Source organism: Paenarthrobacter sp. NPDC091711 (assembly GCF_044756605.1).
GTDB lineage: Bacteria > Actinomycetota > Actinomycetes > Actinomycetales > Micrococcaceae > Arthrobacter.
On record NZ_JBIVTF010000004.1, the window covers coordinates 383,566 to 402,603 of the forward strand.

A 19,038-nucleotide genomic window follows, 5' to 3' on the forward strand; every position below is an offset into this window, starting at 1 on the left:
CATGACCATTTCAACCAGTCAGGATCTTCTGCCTGCCGAACTCACCATGGGCACCGTCATGCTCAAGGTTGGCGACATGAAGGTCATGAGCGACTACTACCAGCGCGCCCTGGGCCTGAAGGTGGTTGCCGAGCAGGATGGCGGGCTGTATCTGGGGCGAGTCGGCAAGCCGGTGGTTCACCTTGCTCCGGCGGCGGGACTGCAGATTCCAGGACGGGGCGAGGCCGGCTTGTTTCACACGGCCATCCTGTTCGAGGACCAGCCCTCCTTGGCCGCCACAATTGCCACTGCCGCGGAGTATGAACCCCGCGCTTTTGCGGGTAGCGCCGATCACTTGGTCAGTGAGGCGTTCTACTTCACCGACCCTGAGGGCAATGGCATTGAGCTCTACTATGACAAGCCCCGTGAACTGTGGCAGTGGGATGGCAAGAACGTGGTCATGGACAATGTTGCCCTCCCGCCCCAGCGGTTCCTGCAGCAGCACCTGAGTGAAGCTGCCGTGACAGGGCAGCTCGAGGCCGCTGCCGGCATCGGGCACGTTCACCTGCAGGTGGGGGACGTGGAGACTGCGCAAAAGTTTTACGTTGAGACGCTCGGATTCGAGCGGACCGCGGGGTGGCATGGACAGGCGCTGTTCGTTTCCGCCGGAGGCTATCACCACCACATGGCCATGAACGTCTGGAACAGTCGCGGAGCCGGGCCCCGAAAGGACACCCTGGGTTTGGGCGAGGTGCTGATCGAAGTCCCTGGAAATGACCATGTCGGAGCGCTGGCCGACCGCCTCAAGGTTGCGGGGGTGCAGCATCATCACACCGGAGCAGAGCTGCACTTTGAGGACCCTTGGCGCAACAAGCTGCGGGTTGCGGTCCGCTAAAGCTGTGCCTGTCGGGTTGCCCGTACGTCCGCTGTGCTGCACTAGGCTGGAAGGAGTCGGCGCGGAGCCTTTCGGATTCCGTGCCGCCGCCCCGTCAGCACGAAGGAATGAGAGTACTTTCCATGGGCTTTGCCGAAATTTTTGTAGCCACCCACGATGAAGCACTCAAGCGGGCAGCAGCCTTGGACAAGGGGGCGGATGTGACCGGCCCGGGCGTCCGGATTGACGGCATTACCGACTTTGAAGTCGAACAGTTGGGTGACCTCGCCGGCCAGGCCGTCCATGCAGCGGGTGCCGACTACGAGCTCGCCTTGGTTGACGTCACCAGTGATGCGCTCCTGGGCGTCCCTGAGGCCATGGTGAGGGCGCTGGCCGAACTGCTGACGTACGAGAGCGAAGGTGACGCAAATGTCCTCGACGACGTCGCTGCCGCTTGGGCTGCGCAGGACGACATGCCCTTCGATGCAGCCCAGGCGCGCCAGTACGTCCAGCAACTGGCAGCTTTGGCGACGGACGTTGAAAAGGTGGAGCGTTCAGGGCTCTACGTCTGGTCCGAATAAGGCCACCGGCCCGGGTTTGGGTACGCATTTGCACCCTGCTGGTGAGCAACAACACACGGGCCGACGTGGCGGAAGTCGTATTTATTCCGGGCATCTGGCACAATAGACAGGTACTCGATCGGTGCGGCCCCTCTCTCCGTGCTCGTATCTTGTCCTTCGAACCGTCAAGTATGGCCCGCCCCACGGGTGCAGAACGTCGGGTTCAACCTCGTTTCAGAAACAGGAGTGACCACAAAAGTGGCCGTAAAGATTCGCCTTAAGCGCTTCGGTAAGATGCGCGCACCGTACTACCGCATCGTCGTCATGGATGCCCGCGCCAAGCGCGATGGCCGTGCCATTGAAGAAATCGGCAAGTACCACCCCACTGAAGAGCCGTCGTACATCGAGGTCGCTTCCGAGCGTGCCCAGTACTGGCTTTCCGTTGGCGCCCAGCCGACCGAGCAGGTTGCCGCGATCCTCAAGATCACCGGTGACTGGCAGAAGTTCAAGGGCCTCCCGGGCCAGGAAGGCACCCTGAAGACCAAAGCTCCGAAGGAAGCTTTCGTAGCTCCGGAGAAGGGTTCCGTCATCATTCCGGAAGCCATCACCAAGAAGGCCAAGAAGGACGAAGCTGCTGAGGCTCCGGCCGAGGCTGAAGCAGAGACCACCGAGGCTGAGTAAGTTGCTGGCAGAAGCGCTCGAGCACTTGGTCCGTGGGATCGTTGACAGCCCTGAGGATGTCAAGGTCAGTGCCAAGAACAACCGCCGCGGGGAATCCCTCGAGGTGCGTGTTCACCAGGAGGACCTCGGACGGGTGATCGGCCGTCAAGGACGCACCGCACGCGCGTTGCGCACAGTGGTTGCAGCTTTGGCTGGTGGCGAGCAGGTCAGGGTCGACGTCGTCGACACCGACCGTCGCCGGTAACGCGCTCAGCACTACTTGTCTTAGATCCGGCCCCTTCACCGAATATGGTGGAGGGGCCGGATTGCTTTATCCACCATTTCATCACCGTGGCTGCCCGGCGGCGCGGTACATAAGAATTCAGAGGAATCCATGCAGCTCCAGGTGGCCCGGATCGGCAAACCGCACGGTATTCGCGGCGAGGTAACGGTGCAGGTACTCACCGACGCGCCTTCCGAGCGATTCGTCGCTGGAACCGAGTTTGTGGTGGAGCCGGCTTCGGCCGGCCCGCTGACCATCCGCAGTGCCCGGTGGAACAAGGACATCCTCCTGCTGGGCTTCGAGGAAATCGCGGACCGTAACGCCGCCGAGGTCATCCGGGGAGCGAAGCTCTTCATCGAAACCGAGGAACTCGACGACGAAGACGACGACGAAGGCTGGTACGAGCACGAGCTGGTGGGTCTGGAGGCCCGGGTTGGTTCGCAGGTAGTGGGCACAGTCGCCGCGCTCACAACCTTGCCCGTCCAGGACCTCCTGACGGTCAAGGCTCCCGACGGCAAGGAAATCCTCGTTCCCTTCGTTGAAGAAATCGTTCCGGAGGTCAACATAGAGGATGGCTACATCCTTATCACTCCGCCGTCGGGCCTCTTCGAAATCAACGACGAGAATCCCAAGGAGCCCAAGGATGGCGCCGGGGATGATGCCTGAATGAGGATCGATGTTGTCAGTATCTTTCCTGAGTACCTCGCTCCGCTGGAGCTATCACTCATAGGCAAGGCCCGCCAGGACGGATTGCTGGAACTGAACGTCCACGATCTGCGCTCCTTCACTACGGACAAACACCGCACGGTGGATGACACCCCCTATGGTGGCGGCGCCGGAATGGTCATGAAACCAGAACCCTGGGCACAAGCCCTGGAATCGGTCGCGGCGGCCCGCGAAGGATCCAAACCGATTCTGATCGTTCCTTCGCCGGCGGGGGAGAAGTTCAACCAGGCCCTGGCTTACGAGCTGGCCGAGGAAGATCAACTCGTCTTCGCCTGCGGCCGCTACGAAGGCATTGACGAGCGAGTCATTGACTGGGCACAGGATCATTTCACGGTCCGGCCCGTCAGCCTCGGCGACTACGTCCTCAATGGCGGTGAGGTGGCTGTGTTGGCCATGGTCGAAGCGATCGGGCGCCTCCTTCCCGGTGTGGTTGGCAACCCGGAATCCCTGGTTGAAGAGTCGCACTCGGATGGCCTTTTGGAGTATCCCGTGTACACCAAGCCCTCAGCGTGGCGGGACCACGACGTCCCTCCCATCCTCCTCAGCGGCAACCACGGCAAGATTGCCCAGTGGCGGCGCCACGAGCAGTTCCGCCGGACGGCTGAACGCAGGCCGGATCTTATGGAAGGTTTCGACGCCAGCGTGTTGAGTCGCGCTGACCGGCAGGCCCTCGCGGACCTCGGCTACGACGTCGTTGATGGTCGCCTTCGTGCCCGGCCCGGCGGCAAGGCCGAAAACTAACGTCACTTCCCGCCGTCGAAAGTTGCAGTGAGCCGGACAGTTGGCCGGATGGTGGCGACTATGGCAGAATTAACCCTTGTGTCCGCTGGGCTGACACCTGCCACAGGGGGAGTTCAGCCAACAGTCGGACAACCCGGCGATGCCAAGCAGTGGCAGAGCTGGACACTAAGAAACTTCGGCGGAGATTTCCGGATGGCCTTCGTGCCCCGGGCTTGTCTGCCGTAACCCAAAGTGAATGACCTGTGGCGTTCACCAGGAGTGGATTAATGCATATCCTCGATAGCGTAGATGCAGCCTCGCTGCGTAACGATGTTCCGGAGTTCCGCGCGGGCGACACCCTCAAGGTTCACGTCAACATCATCGAAGGCAAGAACTCCCGTGTCCAGGTATTCCAGGGCTTCGTCCTGGGCCGCCAGGGTGACGGCGTTCGCGAAACCTTCACCGTGCGCAAGGTTTCCTTCGGTGTCGGCGTAGAGCGTACCTTCCCGGTACACTCCCCGATCATCGACAAGATCGAGGTCGTCACCAAGGGTGACGTCCGCCGCGCCAAGCTTTACTACATGCGCGCACTGCGCGGTAAGGCTGCGAAGATCAAGGAAAAGCGCGACTTCGCCAAGTAAGTCCTCCGACTTACATAACGGGTCCAGGATTCGTGCCCGGTTGTTCCGGAGCAATCCGCAACGCAACAGGGATACGAGTCATGGACACATCAGAACGCCAGCCCCGGAAACAGGGCTGGCGTTTTGTTTTGCTCGCGCTGGTGCTGGCCGTTGCGATCAGCGGCCTGGTCCGGTCCTTATGGCTGGATGTTTACTACATTCCCTCCGAGTCCATGGAACCCCTTCTTGAAGAAGGGGACCGGATCCTGGTCTCTCGGACGGCTTTCGTCTCTGAACCGATTCGCCGCGGGGACATTGTGGTTTTCGACGGCCGCGGTTCCTTCGACCCCCTGAGCAGTGGACAGGGTCCTTTTGTTGATGCGGTGTCCGCCGCCAGCCAATGGTTCGGGCTCACCGGCAGCGACACCACGTACGTGAAGCGTGTCATAGGGGTGGGGGGCGACCACGTCCAGTGCTGCGACACGGCAGGGCACCTCACGGTGAACGGTCAGGTTCTTGAGGAACCCTACCTTTATCCGGGGGACGAACCCAGCAAACAGAAATTCGATGTCGTGGTTCCTGACGGCCGCCTCTGGCTCATGGGTGATCACCGTTCGCGTTCTGCTGATTCGCGTGGGCTTCTGGGCGCCCCCGGCGGCGGCATGGTGCCCGTCGAGCGCGTTATAGGCCAACCGGTCCGGATCGTCTGGCCACTTGATAGATTTGCAGAAATGCCTCGCTCAGCGCAGGCCGAAACACCACCGAAGAACGGACAGTAAATGCCGGACAAAGCTCCAGAGAACCCCGAGCGGTACCCCGATGGCGCCCGGCTCTCGGATGGAACGGCCAGTGCCGCCGGCATGGCTGAGCCCCGCCCGGTTGACGGCTCACCGTCCGAGGGCGGGTCCCACGCAGCTGAGAAACCCCGTAAAAACCCGGTGCTTGTATGGGTCAAGGAGATCGTCACCGTAGTGGCGATTGCGCTGGTGTTGTCCTTCCTTCTCAAGACTTTCCTGTTCAGGGCGTTCTACATTCCGTCCGAGTCCATGGAAAGCACTCTGGACGTCAACGATCGCATTTTCATCAATCTCCTGGTGCCTGGCCCCTTCGACCTCGAACGCGGGGATGTTGTGGTCTTCAGGGATGCCCAGGCTTGGCTGCCGCCCGTGGCGACGAAGCCGGCCGGACCCATGGACTGGGTGGGAGACGGCCTGGAGTTCGTTGGTTTGGCTCCTGATAACAATGATCAGCACCTGGTTAAGCGCATCATCGGCCTCCCGGGGGACAGGGTTTCTTGTTGTGATGCAGAGGGCCGTCTTTCCATCAACGGGGTGCCGGTGAACGAAACCTATATCAACCCGGCCGAGGTGCCGCAGCCGAAGACCTTCGATATTGTTGTTCCGGAAGGAAAAGTGTGGGTGATGGGCGACAACCGCAACCACTCCGAGGATTCCCGGATGCACCAGGAAGTCAACGGGGGTTTCATCAACATCGAGGATGTTGAAGGCAAAGCCACCGTCATTGCCTGGCCGATTAACCGATGGACCATCCTCGATAACTATCAGGACGTTTTCCGTGACGTCCCTGAAGGTACCCCGGCTAAGTAAGGCACCTGGGAAAAGTAATGGCATCCATGGCTACCAGTTCCAAAGGGAAAGCTCCGGCCAAGACTCCTGCCAAGGCTGCGGCGAAGGCCTCGGCTAAGACGCAGGCTAAACCCACCAAAAAGGCCAAGAGCCCCGTGGGATTCCCAACCCTGGACATCGAGCGGTCCTACTTGTCCTCCGGCGTGCGCTTACTTGCCGGAGTGGATGAGGTTGGGCGGGGAGCCTTGGCAGGCCCGGTCAGTGTTGGCATTGCTGTGGTGAACCTGGAGGAGCATGGTCTGCTGGCTGACGTCAGGGACAGCAAGCTGCTCAAGCCCGAGGACCGCGACAGACTGGAGCCCCTTGTTCGAGAGTGGGCTGTGGCCTCCGCCGTCGGGCATGCATCGTCCCGGGAGATTGACGAAATCGGCATCATCGCCGCCTTGCGGCTGGCCGGAACCCGGGCTTGGTTTGAAATCCTTGAAGGCGGCATCACTCCGGATATTGTGCTGTTGGACGGCAGCCACAACTGGCTTTCGCCGGACGTTCAGGCCTCGCTCTTCGACAGTCCCGACCCCGGCCCTTGGTGCGAGGCGCCAGTGCATACCAGGATCAAAGCGGATATGAGTTGTCTCAGTGTTGCGGCCGCCAGTGTCCTGGCCAAAGTTGCCCGAGACCGGATTATGGTTGACCTGCATTCGGAAATCCCCTCCTATGGCTGGAACGTCAATAAGGGTTACGCCACTTCTGCCCACCGTGATGTCATTCGCTCGCAAGGCCCCAGTGTCCATCACCGGACAAGCTGGAACCTCACCGGTCCTGATCTGGCTTGATGCCTCAGACCCGCGCTGCCACCCCATGTGGCGCGGGCTGCCCGGCTGATAGTGCAAGATGGAACTATGAGCGCCGAGGACCTTGAGAACTATGAAACCGACATGGAGCTTCAGCTCTACCGCGAGTACCGGGATGTTGTCGGTCTGTTCAGCTATGTAGTGGAAACCGAGCGGCGTTTCTATCTGGCCAACCACGTGGACCTGCAGGCCCGCAGTGCGGACGGCGAAGTCTACTTTGACCTCACCTTGCAGGATGCCTGGGTCTGGGACGTCTACCGTTCTGCGCGTTTCGTGAAGAATGTCCGGGTGATCACGTTCAAGGACGTCAACGTGGAGGAACTGCCGCGCAGCGAGGACCTGGCTCTGCCGAAGGATGGCGGCCTTGGTGATCTGGGAGATCTCGGAAACTAATCCGGCGCTCTTCAGTATTCCTCCACAGCAGTGACTTCTTCACCTTTACCCACATAGCGCATTGACCCCCTGCCGCCGCTCCCGGCCAGCCTGAAAACTGGTGCTTGGAGGTGGTGGTCATGAGAGCAAAAGACCTGCTTGGCCGCAACGGTGAAGCACTGGCGGCCGATTTTCTGGAGAACCAGGGAATGCGGATCGTCGATCGCAATTGGCGGTGCCCGGACGGTGAGATCGACATCGTGGCGATCGAGGGCGACATCCTGGTTGTTGCCGAAGTAAAGACCCGGAAGAGCCTGGACTACGGTCATCCTTTTGAGGCGGTGGGTGCCGCCAAGCTCGCGCGTCTTCATCGTCTCTCGTCGTCGTGGTGCCGCGAGCATGATCTTGCTGCTCTGCGCACGCGGATCGATGTTGTTTCCGTGATTGACAGCGGCGTCGGTGAGCCGAAACTTGAGCATTTGCGCGGTGTCGGCTGATGGGGGTTGGGCGCAGCTACTGCGTTGCCCTGGTGGGGCTTAACGGTTACATCGTGGAGGTGGAGGCTGACATTGGCCAGACGCTCCCGAACTTCGTCATCCTGGGTTTACCCGATGCCGCTCTGAATGAGGCTAAGGAGCGCATTCGTTCGGCCGCCCAAAACTCGGGTATTCCCCTGAGCAGGCGCAAGATCACGGCTAACCTCATCCCAGCATCCCTGCCTAAGCGGGGCTCCGGATTTGATCTCGCCATCACCATGGCGGTGCTCCGTGCTGCCGACGACATCCGCGAAATTGGCGGAACCGTGTTTATTGCGGAGCTCGGACTTGATGGACGATTGAGGCCGGTACGTGGCATCCTCCCTGCTGTCATGGCGGCTGTTCAGGCGGGTTACCCGGACGTCGTGGTGGCTGACGCCAACGCTGAGGAAGCGTCGCTGGTCCCGGGAGCGAAGGTTCGCGGCTACAAGACCCTTGCCCGGCTTGCTTTTGACTTCGGCGCGGACCCCAAAGACCTCGCCCTCGACTACAACCCTGTGGACGTCGATGTTCCTGAGGATGACGCGGATAACGGGCCGTTGATGCCGGATCTCTGTGACGTGTCGGGCCAAGGCGAGGCACGCCGCGCCTTGGAGGTAGCCGCTGCCGGCGGCCACCACATGTTGCTGACAGGGCCGCCTGGGGCAGGAAAAACGATGTTGGCAGAGCGCTTGCCGGGCCTGCTCCCGGACTTGGCCGACACAGCGGCCATGGAGGTGACGGCCATCCACTCGCTGGCCGCTGTCCAGTCAACAGCTGTGAGGCTCATCCGCAGGCCTCCCTTTGAAAATCCCCACCACAGCGCCACCTCTGCCGCCATCATTGGTGGAGGTTCGGGACTTCCCAGACCCGGGGCTGCGTCGCGTGCACATCGAGGCGTTTTGTTCCTTGACGAGGCTCCGGAATATGAGCGCCGGGTCCTGGATGCCCTCAGGCAGCCTCTGGAGAGCGGGGAGCTGGTCATCCACCGTTCGGCGGGGACGGCTGCATACCCCGCCCGGTTTCAGCTCGTACTTGCCGCGAATCCATGTCCGTGCGGCAAAGCGTCCGGGAAGGGCATGGACTGTACATGCACTGCCATGATGCGCCGTAGATATTTTGGTCGCATCTCGGGGCCTCTGTTGGATCGTGTGGATATTCAGTTGCAGGTTGAGCGGGTGTCTTTGGCTGACTTTGGCCATGCCGGCAAGGAAGAAGACACACGCGCTGTCGCTGCACGGGTGTTGGCGGCCAGGGAGAGGCAACTTGAGCGTCTGGTGGAGATGGGGCTGGAGACCAATTCGCAGGTGCCGGGGCGCACCCTTCGGGGTGAGCTGCGGCTGGCCCCAGGGACCACCCGGATTCTGGACACTGCACTCGAGCGAGGCACCCTCACTGCACGCGGCTACGATCGCGTCCTTCGGCTGGCATGGACGCTGGCAGATCTGGGGCACAGGGATGCGCCGGACATCGACCACATTGGTCAGGCTTTGGGCCTGCGCCAAGCTGCGACTGCTACATGAGTCATCAAGCTGCGACTGGCACATGAGTAAGAGAGACGCGAAAGGATTCACAGCCATGACTGGTGCAGGGAAGCAAGAGAGAGAACGAATTGCCAGGGCGGCATTGGCCAGGCTCATGGAGCCCCAGGACTCTGTAGGCCTGGCACTGGTGCGGGCAGCAGGTGCAATAGATGCTCTGGGTGTCGCAACCGGTGAACTGCGTGCAGGGCCAAACCTCGAGCGGGAGATCTCAGAGCTGTTGATGGAAGGAGGGGGACCTTCGTCATGGGCAGGGCTACCGGCGAGCCTTCGACGATGGGCACCCCGAATTGCTGATCTCGCGCCGGACCGGGACCTGGAAACCATGAACAGGCTGGGAGGGCGGTTGATCATCCCAGGCGATGAGCTGTGGCCCGAACAATTGGAAGGCTTGGGACTCCAGGAACCTCTTTGCCTGTGGTGGCGGGGACGGGAACAGCCCCTGCCGTCCGTCGAGCACACCGTCGCCTTGGTTGGATCAAGGGACAGCACCAGCTACGGAGCCTCCGTCACAGGCGACTTAGCCTACGGTTTGGCGCAACGCGGATTTACCGTGGTCTCCGGCGGGGCGTACGGCATTGACGCCCATGCCCACCGCGGGGCATTGAGCGGCGGAGTAGCCAGTATGCCCACCATCGCCGTCATGGCTGGAGGTGTGGATCGTTTCTACCCATCGGGTAACGGTGACCTCCTTCGGGCAGTATCCACTCAGGGGGCTGTCCTGTCAGAGGTCCCACCCGGGTCCGCTCCCACCAGGTACAGGTTCCTTCAACGGAACCGGATCATCGCAGCCTTGGCATCAGTAACCGTGGTTGTGGAGGCGCGATGGAGATCGGGAGCCCTCAACACGGCCCATCATGCTGAAACCATCGGAAGGGTAGTTGCCGCTGTCCCTGGATCCATTCACAGTGCCAACTCAGCAGGATGCCACCGCCTCCTCCGTGACGGGGGAGCGGTCTGTGTCACAGATGTCGGTGAGATAGCCGAGCTGGCCGGCGCCATAGGTGAAAGCATCAGTGAGGATAGGGACGCCGGTGCCGCCGTGCACGACGGACTTTCCTTGGAAGATCTCATTCTTCTGGATGCATTGCCGCTTCGATCCACCAGCTCGGTGGAGAAGCTGACAGTGGTGGCTGGACTGAGCACGGATGCTGTGCGCGCGGGCCTCGGCCGGCTGGGCCTGATGGGTTTGGCCAGCTCCGAACGGGGTGCGTGGAAACGGGCCAAAACGTCCTAGCCCCGCAAAGGAAGCATGTTGATGCTCCTTGTTTGCAACGAGGGCTGGCACAGTGGGAAGGGTGAACGGTCAATCATTGCCAGCTCCCCTTCAAAATGCGGTCGACGGCTTTCGGCGCTACTTGGAGGGCGAACGTGCCAGATCGGCGCACACCGTTCGTGCCTACCTTGCCGATGTTGAGAGTCTCCTCGGCTTTGCCGCATTGGAAGGCGTTCAGGAACTTGGTGACCTGGAGCTGGGCACCTTACGGCGCTGGCTTGGAGCGCAAAGCGAGTCGGGTATGGCGCGGGCCACGCTGGCGCGCCGGGCCGCAACGGCAAGGTCCTTCACGGGATGGGCGCTCCGGGAAGAACTCATCGGGACGGACCCCGCAGTCCGTTTGCGGGCACCCAAGCGGGACAAGTCCCTGCCGGGGGTCCTTCAGCAGCAGCAGGTCTCCCGAATGGTGGATGATCTGAACAATGCGGCAGCTGACGGTGGTCCCATGGCCTTGCGCAACCGGGCAATGGTGGAGCTTTTGTATGCAACCGGAGTCCGCGTCGGTGAACTGGCGGGGCTGGACATCGATGACCTCGACCCGGATCGACGCACACTCCGCGTGTTGGGTAAGGGCAACAAGGAGCGCACTGTTCCATTCGGTGTTCCGGCAGCTGTGGCCGTGGATGATTGGCTCAGGCGGGGGAGGCCGGCAGTGGTGACGGCCACGAGTGGGCCGGCCCTGTTCCTGGGAGTGCGCGGCAACCGGGTTGATCCGCGCCAGGTCCGGGCTGTGGTCAGCGAACTCTTGCAAGCGTTGGGCGATACATCTGCCACAGGGCCGCACGCGCTCAGGCACAGCGCGGCCACCCACCTGTTGGACGGGGGAGCGGACTTGCGCGCTGTACAGGAAATTCTCGGTCACAGCAGCCTGGCAACCACGCAGATATACACCCACGTCTCGGTGGACCGCCTCCGCAAGAGCTACCAGCAAGCGCACCCAAGGGCCTGAGGGTGCCCGGCACATGCCATACTGGCGGAAACGGGCAGGGTACGGCAAAATGAAAGCACCACGGGGGAAACCTTCAATTCACGGTTGAGGGTTAGAACTGTGTCAGTATCGGTTGTAATGCCCGCAGAACTAAGTAGTATCCACAAAACGCAGTAGTGTTCACACAACTAAATAGCCTGAAAGGGCCGCTGAGTTCCGCGGTACCCGGCAGCAGAAGCACCATCCAGGCAGAGGTCGTTGGGGAAGACGTACCTACAGCTATGGAGGATGGAATGTCTGTTGCAACAACCCGCGGTGTCTTGTTCGTGCACTCGGCCCCAACGGCACTTTGCCCGCACGTTGAGTGGGCCATTGGATCGGTCGTGGATAAGCGAACCGATCTTGAGTGGACCCCTCAACCTGCCGCGCCGGGAATGTTCCGGGCGGAGTTGTCGTGGACCGGCGCTCCCGGCACGGGGGCCCAATTGGCGTCCGCTCTCAGGGGCTGGGCTCATTTGCGCTACGAGGTGACCGAAGAACCCAGCCAAGGGGTGGATGGTGCGCGGTGGTCACACACCCCCGAGTTGGGCATTTTCCACGCCGTCACTGATGTGCACGGCAACATCATGGTGACCGAGGATCGCATCCGCTACGCCTACGAGTCCGGTGCGGGAGACCCCTCAGCTGTTTACCATGAGCTTTCATTGGCGTTGGGTGAAGCGTGGGACGAGGAACTCGAGCCCTTCCGCCATGCAGCTGAAGGTGCTCCGGTGCGCTGGTTGCACCAAGTTGGTTAGCGCCCCCGTCAGCAGTATTGCTCGTCAGTACTGACTCAGCGTCTCCCCATAGCAAAGAGAAGGGCCCCACCTGCTGGTGGGGCCCTTCTCTTTGTCTGAACTCGTGTGCCTCCATGGTTGGCGGCAGGAGTCCGGCTCAGACGTTACGGACTGCGATGACAGCGTTGTGGCCGCCAAAGCCGAACGAGTTGCTCAGTGCCACGATGTCTCCCGCGGGAAGATCGCGAACGGAGGTCACCACGTCGAGGGGGATCTCCGGATCCTGGTTCTCGAGGTTGATGGTGACCGGCGCTTTGCGTTCGTAGACGGCCAGCACGGTCAGCACAGCTTCAACAGCCCCTGAAGCGCCCAGGAGGTGGCCCATCTGCGACTTCGTGGCGGATACCGCCACGTTGTCCACGTGGGTCCCCAGGGCGGCGCGCAAGGCCGTGTACTCGGGCTTGTCTCCAACTGGGGTCGAGGTGGCGTGCGCATTGACGTGCACCACGTCCTCCGCCTGGATTCGGCCATCGAACATTGCCGCCTTGAGGGCGCGGGTGGCTCCAAGGCCCTCGGGGTCCGGTGCTGTGATGTGGTAAGCGTCAGCCGTCACGGATGTTCCGGCGAGTTCGGCGTAAATGCGCGCGCCTCGTGCGATCGCGTGTTCCTCGGCCTCGAGGACCAGGGCGCCGGCGCCTTCGCCCATGACAAAGCCGTCACGGTCGATGTCGTACGGGCGGGAGGCCCGCTCCGGCTCGTCGTTTCGACGGGACAACGCCTGCATGGAGGAGAACGCGGCCAAGGGCATCGGGTGGATGGCGGCTTCAGCACCACCGCACACCACAACGTCTGCCTTGCCGGAACGGATCAGGTCCAAGCCCAAGTGCAGGGCTTCGGTGCCGGACGCGCACGCCGAAACAGGCGTGTGTGCCCCTGCACGGGCACCGAGGTCGAGGCTGACCGCCGCTGCCACACCGTTGGGCATGAGCATCGGAACGGTCATGGGCAGGACCCTGCGGGGACCCTTGTCCCTGAGCGTGTCCCACGCATCAAGGAGTGTCCAGACGCCACCGATGCCGGTGGCAAACGCTACGGCGAGCCGGTCGTGGTCAATCTCTTCAATCCCCGAGTCAGACCAGGCCTCGCGGGCTGCGATGACGCCAAACTGCGTGGAGGGGTCCATGCGCTTCGCCTCTACGCGGCTCAGGACCTCAAGTGCCGGCGTCGAGGCCCGGGCAGCAAAGTGGACGGGGAGGTCGTACTTGGCCACCCACTCATCGCCGAGCGTGCGGGCACCGGAGACCCCTTTCAGCGCGTTCTGCCACATTGTGGGTACGTCGCCGCCGATGGGAGTGGTGGCCCCCAGACCGGTTATGACTACTTTGCGTGCCATGCGATCACTCTCTGTCGGATAGCCGTCCCGCATGCGCGGTTCACAGGGGGAGGCAAGAAAATCTATGGGTGTTACTGCGGCTGTGCCGGGCGCAAGGATAAGAATCCCGGCCCGGCACAGCTGGTGTCAGGACTAAGCCTGTGCGTTGGCGATGAAGCTGACGGCGTCGCCGACGGTCTTGAGGTTCTTGACCTCTTCGTCCGGGATGCGTACGCCGAACTTCTCTTCAGCGTTGACGACGATGGTCATCATGGAGATGGAGTCGATGTCCAGGTCCTCGGTGAAGGACTTGTCCAGCTCCACAGCTTCGGTGGCGAGGCCGGTTTCTTCGTTGACGATTTCAGCCAGGCCGGCCAGGATCTCTTCGTTGCTAGCCATTGTTGGCTCCTTTTCTTGTTGGACCGGCTACTGCCGGAAAGGGGGCAAACCGCGGGTTGCGGCTTGGGTTTGTAAGTCGTATTCAGTTGGTTGTTGGTAGCCGGGAGAGGCCCGGTCTACGGCAGAACCACTACCTGGGCACCGAAGACCAGTCCGGCGCCGAACCCGATCTGCAGAGCCAGGCCGCCGCTGAGCTCAGGGTTCTCCTGAAGCAAGCGGTGTGTTGCCAACGGGATGGATGCCGCGGACGTGTTTCCTGCCTGGGCGATGTCGCGGCCGATGACAACAGATTCGGGAAGCTTGAGCTTCTTGACCATCTCGTCGATGATGCGCATGTTTGCCTGGTGGGGAACGAAGGCAGCGAGGTCGCTGGCTTCGATGCCCGCGGCATCCAGGGCCTGCTGGGCTACCTTGGCCATTTCCCAGACGGCCCAACGGAACACTGTCTGACCGTCTTGCCGAAGCGTGGGCCAAACATCCTGGGTTGCCGAAAGAATGGCGGGATCGTCGATTTCGTCGGAGTGCCGCGCGGATTCGCCCAGCTTCTTGACGTCCTCGAGGGAGTGGGTCATGCCGATGGCGTCCCACTTGCTGCCATCCGAGCCCCAGACCGAAGGGCCGATGCCGGGAGTGTCGGACGGGCCAACCACAACGGCACCTGCGCCATCGCCGAGCAGGAAGGAGATGGTGCGCTCGTGGTTGTCGATGACGTCGGAGAGCTTCTCCGCACCGACTACCAGGACGTACTGGGCTGCACCTGAACGGACCAGGGCGTCAGCCTGTGCCACGCCGTAGCAGTACCCTGCACAGGCGGCCGAGATGTCGAAGGCGGGTGCCGGCGTCGCGCCCAAACGGTCAGTGAGTGCAGCAGCAGCCGACGGCGTCGCGTACGGGTGCGTCACGGTGGACACGATCACGGCGCCCAGTTGGGAGGCCTCGATCCCGGCTTGCTTGAGAGCTTCGCGTGCAGCACCTTCTGCCATGTCGATGACGCTGACGTCAGCAGCAGCGCGGTGGCGGGTGATGATCCCGGTGCGCTGGCGGATCCATTCGTCCGAGGAGTCGATCCACTGGCAGACGTCGTCGTTGGTGACAATGACGTCCGGGCGGTAGGCACCGATGCCCAGGATGCGGGCATTCTCGTTGACAACAGCCTTGTTCAACACGGGAGTGCTCATGCCTGTCCCTCCAGTTCTGCGAAGAGCGCGAGTGCCGCGGACAGGTCATCCGGGGTTTTGACGGCAACAGTCCTGACGCCTGGCATGCCGCGTTTTGCGAGCCCTGCGAGTGTGCCGGCGGGTGCCAGTTCAATGACGCCGGTGACGCCGCGCTCAACCAGCGTTTTCATGCACAGATCCCAACGGACGGGCCGTGAGACTTGCGCGATCAGGCTTTCCACCGCGGCAGTACCTGCGGTCACTTCCTTGCCGTCGAAGTTGGACAACAGCGGAACAGCCGGGTTCTGCGGCGACAAGGACGGCTTGAGAGCTTCGAGGGCGCTGACTGCTGGTGCCATGTGCGAAGTGTGGAAGGCGCCGGCGACCTTCAGGGGGATGACGCGTGCCTTCGCCGGTGGGTTGTCCGCCAAAGCCTTGAGCTGTTCGAACGTTCCCGCGGCTACTGTTTGTCCGGCCCCGTTGACGTTGGCTGGAGTAGCGCCCGCGGCCTCAATGGCTGCCAGGACCTCGGCGGGGTCTCCGCCCACAACTGCGCTCATGCCCGTGGGCGTTACGGCGGCTGCTGCGGCCATGCTGTTGGCGCGCTCCCGAACGAAAGCCATGGCCTCCGGCTCGGTGAGGACACCGGCGAGGGCTGAAGCCGTGATTTCGCCAACGGAATGCCCGGCGAGGATGACGGGAAGGGTGCTGAGTTCCACATCGAACAAGGACTTGGCAGCAACCAGGCCGGCAGCGACGATCAGGGGCTGCGCCACGGCAGTGTCCTTGATGGTCTCCTCATCGGAAGTGGTTCCGTGGGCCTTGAGGTCAATGCCTGCGATTTCGCTTAGTGCGGCCAATTGGCCTTCGACGGAGGGGAGTTCCAGCCAAGGGGCCAAAAATCCGGGGGTCTGGGAGCCCTGTCCAGGGCAGACGATTGCAAGCACGTATCCAGCTTTCCAAATTGCCGCGTGATCCACTGGTGTTTTGGTACACCAAGCTCACTGGGTCAGTTTGTAGGAAGTCTACAACGGTTCAGTTCTGCGAACGTGACGTGTGACGTTCGGGAGCGGCTTTCGGTTGGGCTGAAAGGCGGCCCACCACCAACGCCGTTTGCAGCACAAACGCCTCCCGAGGGAGGAGCGGATCCCAGCCTGTCACGTCGCAGACACGCTTCAAACGGTAGCGCACAGTGTTGGCATGGACGAACAATTCGCGCGCCGTAGCCTCCAGCGAGTGGCCGAGCTCCAAGTATGTCCCCAGGGTCTCAACGAGCCCATTCGAGGCCGCCAGCAGGGGCCTGTAAATGTTTTTGATCAGTGATCTGCGGGCCGCGTCGTCACCGGAAACAACACGCTCCGGGAGTAGGTCGTCGGCAGCTACGGGTCGGGGTGCGGAAGGCCATGCCCGGGCTGCTGTGAGCCCAGCGAACGCAGCCTGCGCGGAACTGCTCGCCTCCAACAAAGAGCTTGCTTCCGGGCCGTACACCACGGCCCCGGGGGCAAAGAGCTCACTGAGTTTGACGTAGGCGGAATCGCGGTCGTTGACGCCACCGAGGATCAGAATCAGGCGATCGCCCTGAATGCCCACCAAGGCGTCCTCCGCAAAACGTCCGGCGGTCCGGCGCAGTTCGCTGACGTAACTGGCGCTCGGTTCCGAGGGCGAATTGCCCACCATTACGGTGAATCGCTCCTGCGCTTTCCAACCGAGGGCTGCGATCCTGGAGCGCAAGGCATCCGTGTTTTCACCCCGCAAAATTGCGTCAACAATCAACGCCTCGAGGCGTGTATCCCAGGAACCGCGGGATTCCGCAGCCCGTGCATAGACATCGGCAGCCGCGAAAGCCACTTCCCGCGAGTAACGCAGCACTGCTTCACGGAGCGAAGGCTGGTCTGATTCCGGCGCAATGACAGGAACCTGGTCCTCGACGACTTCAACCACTATCCGGATCAGTTGCAGGGCCTTTTGCAGGCTGATGGAGCGCGTCAACTCCGTAGGGGCGTTGCCGAACACGTCGGTAAGAATCCATGAGGGCGAACTGGGCCGCTCGTACCATGTCACAAAGGCGGCAATACCGTTTTGGGCAACCAGGCCCAATGCCGAGCGTTCATCGGAGCTCAGACGGCCGTACCACGGCAGTGATTTCTCCAATTGCCGCATGGTGCTGGTGGACAACTGGCCCACGTTGGCGCGGAGTTGCCGCAGGGTTTCGGCCTTTTCGGGTGACAATGCCTGGGGCGCTGCCTTGCGCTTGGTGGTGGTTTTGCTCGGCTCTGCCATGGAACGAGCATACGGCCCATCCCGGGCAAGCTCCATTTGTGAGAAGGCTACAACTCGTGTTGTTGCTGGTCACGTCCTTGGCAGGGATCCCCGAACCCGGTTAAAGCCCGACGGCGACCCTCACCTTGTGGTGAAAGCCGCCGTCGCGGTTAGTGCTCGCGTTGCTGTTGTTTGCTGGAGTTACCCGACAAACAGTTAGGCGTCGCCGCCTGCTCCGCCGGTGGTGCCGGCGTTCACATCCAGGAGTCTGTACTTTTCGATCGCCTTTTCCAGCGCACCTGCTTCAACTTCTCCCTTGGCGGCGAGGAGTTGGAGGGTTTTGGCGACGATGGAGTGGGTGTCGTTTTTGAAGTAGCGGCGTGCGGCTTGGCGGGTGTCGGAGAAGCCGAAGCCGTCTGCTCCGAGGGAGGCGAAGTCGTTGGGGATGAATTGGCGGATTTGGTCGGGGACGGCTTTCATGTAGTCGGACACGGCGATGACTGGTCCGGTGGTGTCTTTGAGTTGTTCGGTGATGAACGGGGTGCGGGCGGGTTGGCCGGGGTTGAGGAAGGCGTGTTCTTCGGCGGCGAGTCCGTCGCGGCGGAGTTCGTTCCAGGAGGTCACTGAGAAGACTTCAGCGGCAACGTTCCAGTCTTCGGCCAGGATCCGGGCGGCTTCGAGGGCCCAGGGCACGGACACGCCGGAGGCGAGGATGTTCGCGGTGGGCCGGTTTCCGTTCCCAGTGGTGCTTGCGGGGGCGTCTGCGAGTTTGTAGATGCCTTTGAGGAGCCCGTTGATGTCGAGGTTTTCCGGTTCCGCGGGTTGGGTGATGGGTTCGTTGTAGACGGTGAGGTAGTACATCACGTTTTTATCTGACGCGGTTCCGGTTCCTTGCGCGTCAGCGTCTGGTCCGTACATTTGTTCGAGGCCGTGGCGGATGATGTGGCCGATTTCGTAGCCGTAGGCGGGGTCGTAGGTGCGGACGGCGGGGTTGGTGGAGGCCAGGATGGGGGAGTGCCCGTCGGCGTGTTGGAGTCCTTCGCCGGTGAGGGTGGTCCGTCCTGCGGTGGCGCCGATGATGAAGCCGCGGGTCATTTGGTCCGCTGCTGCCCAGAAGGAGTCTCCGGTGCGTTGGAAGCCGAACATGGAGTAGAAGACGTAGATCGGGATGAGGGGTTCGCCGTGGGTGGCGTAGGCGGTCCCGGCGGCGGTGAACGCTGCGACGGCGCCGGCTTCGTTGATGCCGGGGTGGATGAGTTGGCCGGCGGGTGATTCTTTGTAGGCCAGGACGAGGTCGCGGTCCACGGAGAGGTAGTTCTGGCCTTTGGGGTTGTAGATTTTCGCGGTCGGGAAGAACGCGTCCATCCCGAAGGTCCGGGATTCGTCCGGGACCACGGGCACGAACCGGGCACCGAAGTTTTTATCCCGCATGAGGTCTTTGAGGAGCCTCACGAAGGCCATGGTGGTGGCGGCTTGTTGTTTCCCGGATCCGCGTTTGGCGACTTCGTAGGATTTGGCGTCCGGGAGGGTCACGGGGGTGTGGGTGCGGCGGCGTTCGGGGACGAACCCGCCCAGTTCTGCCCG

Annotated in this window: 22 protein-coding genes; 16 read left to right on the plus strand and 6 right to left on the minus strand. The window is 62.1% G+C overall.

Features of this window, described 5'->3' with window-relative positions; all coding sequences use genetic code 11:
- The first annotated feature begins 1 nt into the window (after position 1).
- The 16 genes from ACIQH5_RS09625 to ACIQH5_RS09700 all read left to right on the plus strand — a co-directional run bounded on the left by ACIQH5_RS09625 (position 2) and on the right by ACIQH5_RS09700 (position 12,288).
- On the plus strand, positions 2 to 874 hold the full coding sequence (locus ACIQH5_RS09625; RefSeq protein ID WP_400402449.1) for a VOC family protein: 873 nt from the start codon (positions 2 to 4) through the stop codon (positions 872 to 874).
- A gap of 122 nt (positions 875 to 996) precedes the next feature.
- A complete protein-coding gene (locus tag ACIQH5_RS09630) occupies positions 997 to 1,434 on the plus strand; it encodes a hypothetical protein (RefSeq protein ID WP_400402452.1) in 438 nt (145 codons plus the stop codon).
- A 237-nt stretch (positions 1,435 to 1,671) separates the two neighbouring features.
- Positions 1,672 to 2,094 (plus strand): 30S ribosomal protein S16, encoded by a 423-nt coding sequence (gene rpsP / locus ACIQH5_RS09635; protein ID WP_024817151.1) that lies wholly within the window; start codon positions 1,672 to 1,674, stop codon positions 2,092 to 2,094.
- A 1-nt stretch (position 2,095) separates the two neighbouring features.
- Entirely contained in the window at positions 2,096 to 2,338 is a 243-nt protein-coding gene (locus tag ACIQH5_RS09640) for an RNA-binding protein (RefSeq protein ID WP_011775119.1), read from the plus strand.
- Positions 2,339 to 2,467: 129 nt separating this feature from the next.
- A complete protein-coding gene (gene rimM / locus ACIQH5_RS09645) occupies positions 2,468 to 3,022 on the plus strand; it encodes a ribosome maturation factor RimM (protein WP_400402456.1) in 555 nt (184 codons plus the stop codon).
- The gene (trmD, locus tag ACIQH5_RS09650; RefSeq protein WP_400402459.1) at positions 3,023 to 3,823 is read left to right on the plus strand and encodes a tRNA (guanosine(37)-N1)-methyltransferase TrmD; all 801 of its coding nucleotides are present in this window, start codon (positions 3,023 to 3,025) and stop codon (positions 3,821 to 3,823) included.
- 266 nt (positions 3,824 to 4,089) lie between these two features.
- Positions 4,090 to 4,443, plus strand: coding sequence for a 50S ribosomal protein L19 (gene rplS, locus ACIQH5_RS09655; RefSeq protein ID WP_014922079.1), 354 nt, complete (start codon positions 4,090 to 4,092; stop codon positions 4,441 to 4,443).
- An 80-nt stretch (positions 4,444 to 4,523) separates the two neighbouring features.
- Complete coding sequence (gene lepB / locus ACIQH5_RS09660) at positions 4,524 to 5,201, plus strand: signal peptidase I (protein ID WP_400402461.1); 678 nt, start codon at positions 4,524 to 4,526, stop codon at positions 5,199 to 5,201.
- Positions 5,202 to 6,029, plus strand: coding sequence for a signal peptidase I (gene lepB / locus ACIQH5_RS09665; RefSeq protein WP_400402463.1), 828 nt, complete (start codon positions 5,202 to 5,204; stop codon positions 6,027 to 6,029).
- A gap of 17 nt (positions 6,030 to 6,046) precedes the next feature.
- Positions 6,047 to 6,841 carry a ribonuclease HII gene (locus tag ACIQH5_RS09670; protein WP_400402466.1) on the plus strand — a complete coding sequence of 265 codons (795 nt, stop codon included), beginning with the start codon at positions 6,047 to 6,049 and terminating at the stop codon, positions 6,839 to 6,841.
- Between the two features lie 66 nt (positions 6,842 to 6,907).
- Positions 6,908 to 7,252, plus strand: coding sequence for a DUF2469 domain-containing protein (locus tag ACIQH5_RS09675; protein ID WP_018776202.1), 345 nt, complete (start codon positions 6,908 to 6,910; stop codon positions 7,250 to 7,252).
- A 110-nt stretch (positions 7,253 to 7,362) separates the two neighbouring features.
- Entirely contained in the window at positions 7,363 to 7,728 is a 366-nt protein-coding gene (locus ACIQH5_RS09680) for a YraN family protein (RefSeq protein ID WP_400402509.1), read from the plus strand.
- Positions 7,728 to 9,269 (plus strand): YifB family Mg chelatase-like AAA ATPase, encoded by a 1,542-nt coding sequence (locus ACIQH5_RS09685; RefSeq protein WP_400402470.1) that lies wholly within the window; start codon positions 7,728 to 7,730, stop codon positions 9,267 to 9,269. Before ACIQH5_RS09680 ends, ACIQH5_RS09685 begins: the two co-directional genes overlap by 1 nt.
- A 22-nt stretch (positions 9,270 to 9,291) precedes the next feature.
- Positions 9,292 to 10,524 carry a DNA-processing protein DprA gene (gene dprA, locus ACIQH5_RS09690; protein ID WP_400402472.1) on the plus strand — a complete coding sequence of 411 codons (1,233 nt, stop codon included), beginning with the start codon at positions 9,292 to 9,294 and terminating at the stop codon, positions 10,522 to 10,524.
- 52 nt (positions 10,525 to 10,576) lie between these two features.
- A complete protein-coding gene (locus ACIQH5_RS09695) occupies positions 10,577 to 11,512 on the plus strand; it encodes a tyrosine recombinase XerC (protein ID WP_400402474.1) in 936 nt (311 codons plus the stop codon).
- Positions 11,513 to 11,784: 272 nt separating this feature from the next.
- Entirely contained in the window at positions 11,785 to 12,288 is a 504-nt protein-coding gene (locus tag ACIQH5_RS09700) for a DUF3145 domain-containing protein (RefSeq protein WP_018776197.1), read from the plus strand.
- Between the two features lie 136 nt (positions 12,289 to 12,424).
- On the opposite strand, the gene ACIQH5_RS09705 is transcribed toward ACIQH5_RS09700, so the two are convergent.
- From ACIQH5_RS09705 to ACIQH5_RS09730, 6 genes are all read right to left on the minus strand, one after another.
- Positions 12,425 to 13,660 carry a beta-ketoacyl synthase gene (locus ACIQH5_RS09705; RefSeq protein WP_062069116.1) on the minus strand — a complete coding sequence of 412 codons (1,236 nt, stop codon included), beginning with the start codon at positions 13,658 to 13,660 and terminating at the stop codon, positions 12,425 to 12,427.
- 132 nt (positions 13,661 to 13,792) lie between these two features.
- The gene (locus tag ACIQH5_RS09710) at positions 13,793 to 14,038 is read right to left on the minus strand and encodes an acyl carrier protein (RefSeq protein ID WP_011692310.1); all 246 of its coding nucleotides are present in this window, start codon (positions 14,036 to 14,038) and stop codon (positions 13,793 to 13,795) included.
- A gap of 116 nt (positions 14,039 to 14,154) precedes the next feature.
- Positions 14,155 to 15,216 carry a beta-ketoacyl-ACP synthase III gene (locus ACIQH5_RS09715; RefSeq protein WP_024817140.1) on the minus strand — a complete coding sequence of 354 codons (1,062 nt, stop codon included), beginning with the start codon at positions 15,214 to 15,216 and terminating at the stop codon, positions 14,155 to 14,157.
- The gene (locus ACIQH5_RS09720) at positions 15,213 to 16,142 is read right to left on the minus strand and encodes an ACP S-malonyltransferase (RefSeq protein WP_400402476.1); all 930 of its coding nucleotides are present in this window, start codon (positions 16,140 to 16,142) and stop codon (positions 15,213 to 15,215) included. The genes ACIQH5_RS09715 and ACIQH5_RS09720 overlap by 4 nt, the downstream gene beginning before the upstream one ends.
- Before the next feature lie 88 nt (positions 16,143 to 16,230).
- Complete coding sequence (locus ACIQH5_RS09725) at positions 16,231 to 17,475, minus strand: PucR family transcriptional regulator (protein WP_400402478.1); 1,245 nt, start codon at positions 17,473 to 17,475, stop codon at positions 16,231 to 16,233.
- 195 nt (positions 17,476 to 17,670) lie between these two features.
- The coding region (locus ACIQH5_RS09730) for a transketolase-like TK C-terminal-containing protein (RefSeq protein ID WP_400402480.1) at positions 17,671 to 19,038 on the minus strand (1,368 nt) is incomplete at its 5' end.

Excerpts from the sequence above, each read along its gene's own strand:
- ACIQH5_RS09725 (WP_400402478.1), bottom strand. The coding sequence starts at position 17,475 with ATGGCAGAGCCGAGCAAAACCACCACCAAGCGCAAGGCAGCGCCCCAG.
- ACIQH5_RS09625 (WP_400402449.1), top strand. The coding sequence starts at position 2 with ATGACCATTTCAACCAGTCAGGATCTTCTGCCTGCCGAACTCACCATG.
- ACIQH5_RS09705 (WP_062069116.1), bottom strand. The coding sequence starts at position 13,660 with ATGGCACGCAAAGTAGTCATAACCGGTCTGGGGGCCACCACTCCCATC.
- lepB (WP_400402461.1), top strand. The coding sequence starts at position 4,524 with ATGGACACATCAGAACGCCAGCCCCGGAAACAGGGCTGGCGTTTTGTT.
- rimM (WP_400402456.1), top strand. The coding sequence starts at position 2,468 with ATGCAGCTCCAGGTGGCCCGGATCGGCAAACCGCACGGTATTCGCGGC.
- trmD (WP_400402459.1), top strand. The coding sequence starts at position 3,023 with ATGAGGATCGATGTTGTCAGTATCTTTCCTGAGTACCTCGCTCCGCTG.
- ACIQH5_RS09630 (WP_400402452.1), top strand. The coding sequence starts at position 997 with ATGGGCTTTGCCGAAATTTTTGTAGCCACCCACGATGAAGCACTCAAG.
- lepB (WP_400402463.1), top strand. The coding sequence starts at position 5,202 with ATGCCGGACAAAGCTCCAGAGAACCCCGAGCGGTACCCCGATGGCGCC.
- dprA (WP_400402472.1), top strand. The coding sequence starts at position 9,292 with ATGAGTAAGAGAGACGCGAAAGGATTCACAGCCATGACTGGTGCAGGG.
- ACIQH5_RS09670 (WP_400402466.1), top strand. The coding sequence starts at position 6,047 with ATGGCATCCATGGCTACCAGTTCCAAAGGGAAAGCTCCGGCCAAGACT.
- ACIQH5_RS09685 (WP_400402470.1), top strand. The coding sequence starts at position 7,728 with ATGGGGGTTGGGCGCAGCTACTGCGTTGCCCTGGTGGGGCTTAACGGT.
- rplS (WP_014922079.1), top strand. The coding sequence starts at position 4,090 with ATGCATATCCTCGATAGCGTAGATGCAGCCTCGCTGCGTAACGATGTT.
- ACIQH5_RS09675 (WP_018776202.1), top strand. The coding sequence starts at position 6,908 with ATGAGCGCCGAGGACCTTGAGAACTATGAAACCGACATGGAGCTTCAG.
- ACIQH5_RS09710 (WP_011692310.1), bottom strand. The coding sequence starts at position 14,038 with ATGGCTAGCAACGAAGAGATCCTGGCCGGCCTGGCTGAAATCGTCAAC.
- ACIQH5_RS09700 (WP_018776197.1), top strand. The coding sequence starts at position 11,785 with ATGTCTGTTGCAACAACCCGCGGTGTCTTGTTCGTGCACTCGGCCCCA.
- ACIQH5_RS09715 (WP_024817140.1), bottom strand. The coding sequence starts at position 15,216 with ATGAGCACTCCCGTGTTGAACAAGGCTGTTGTCAACGAGAATGCCCGC.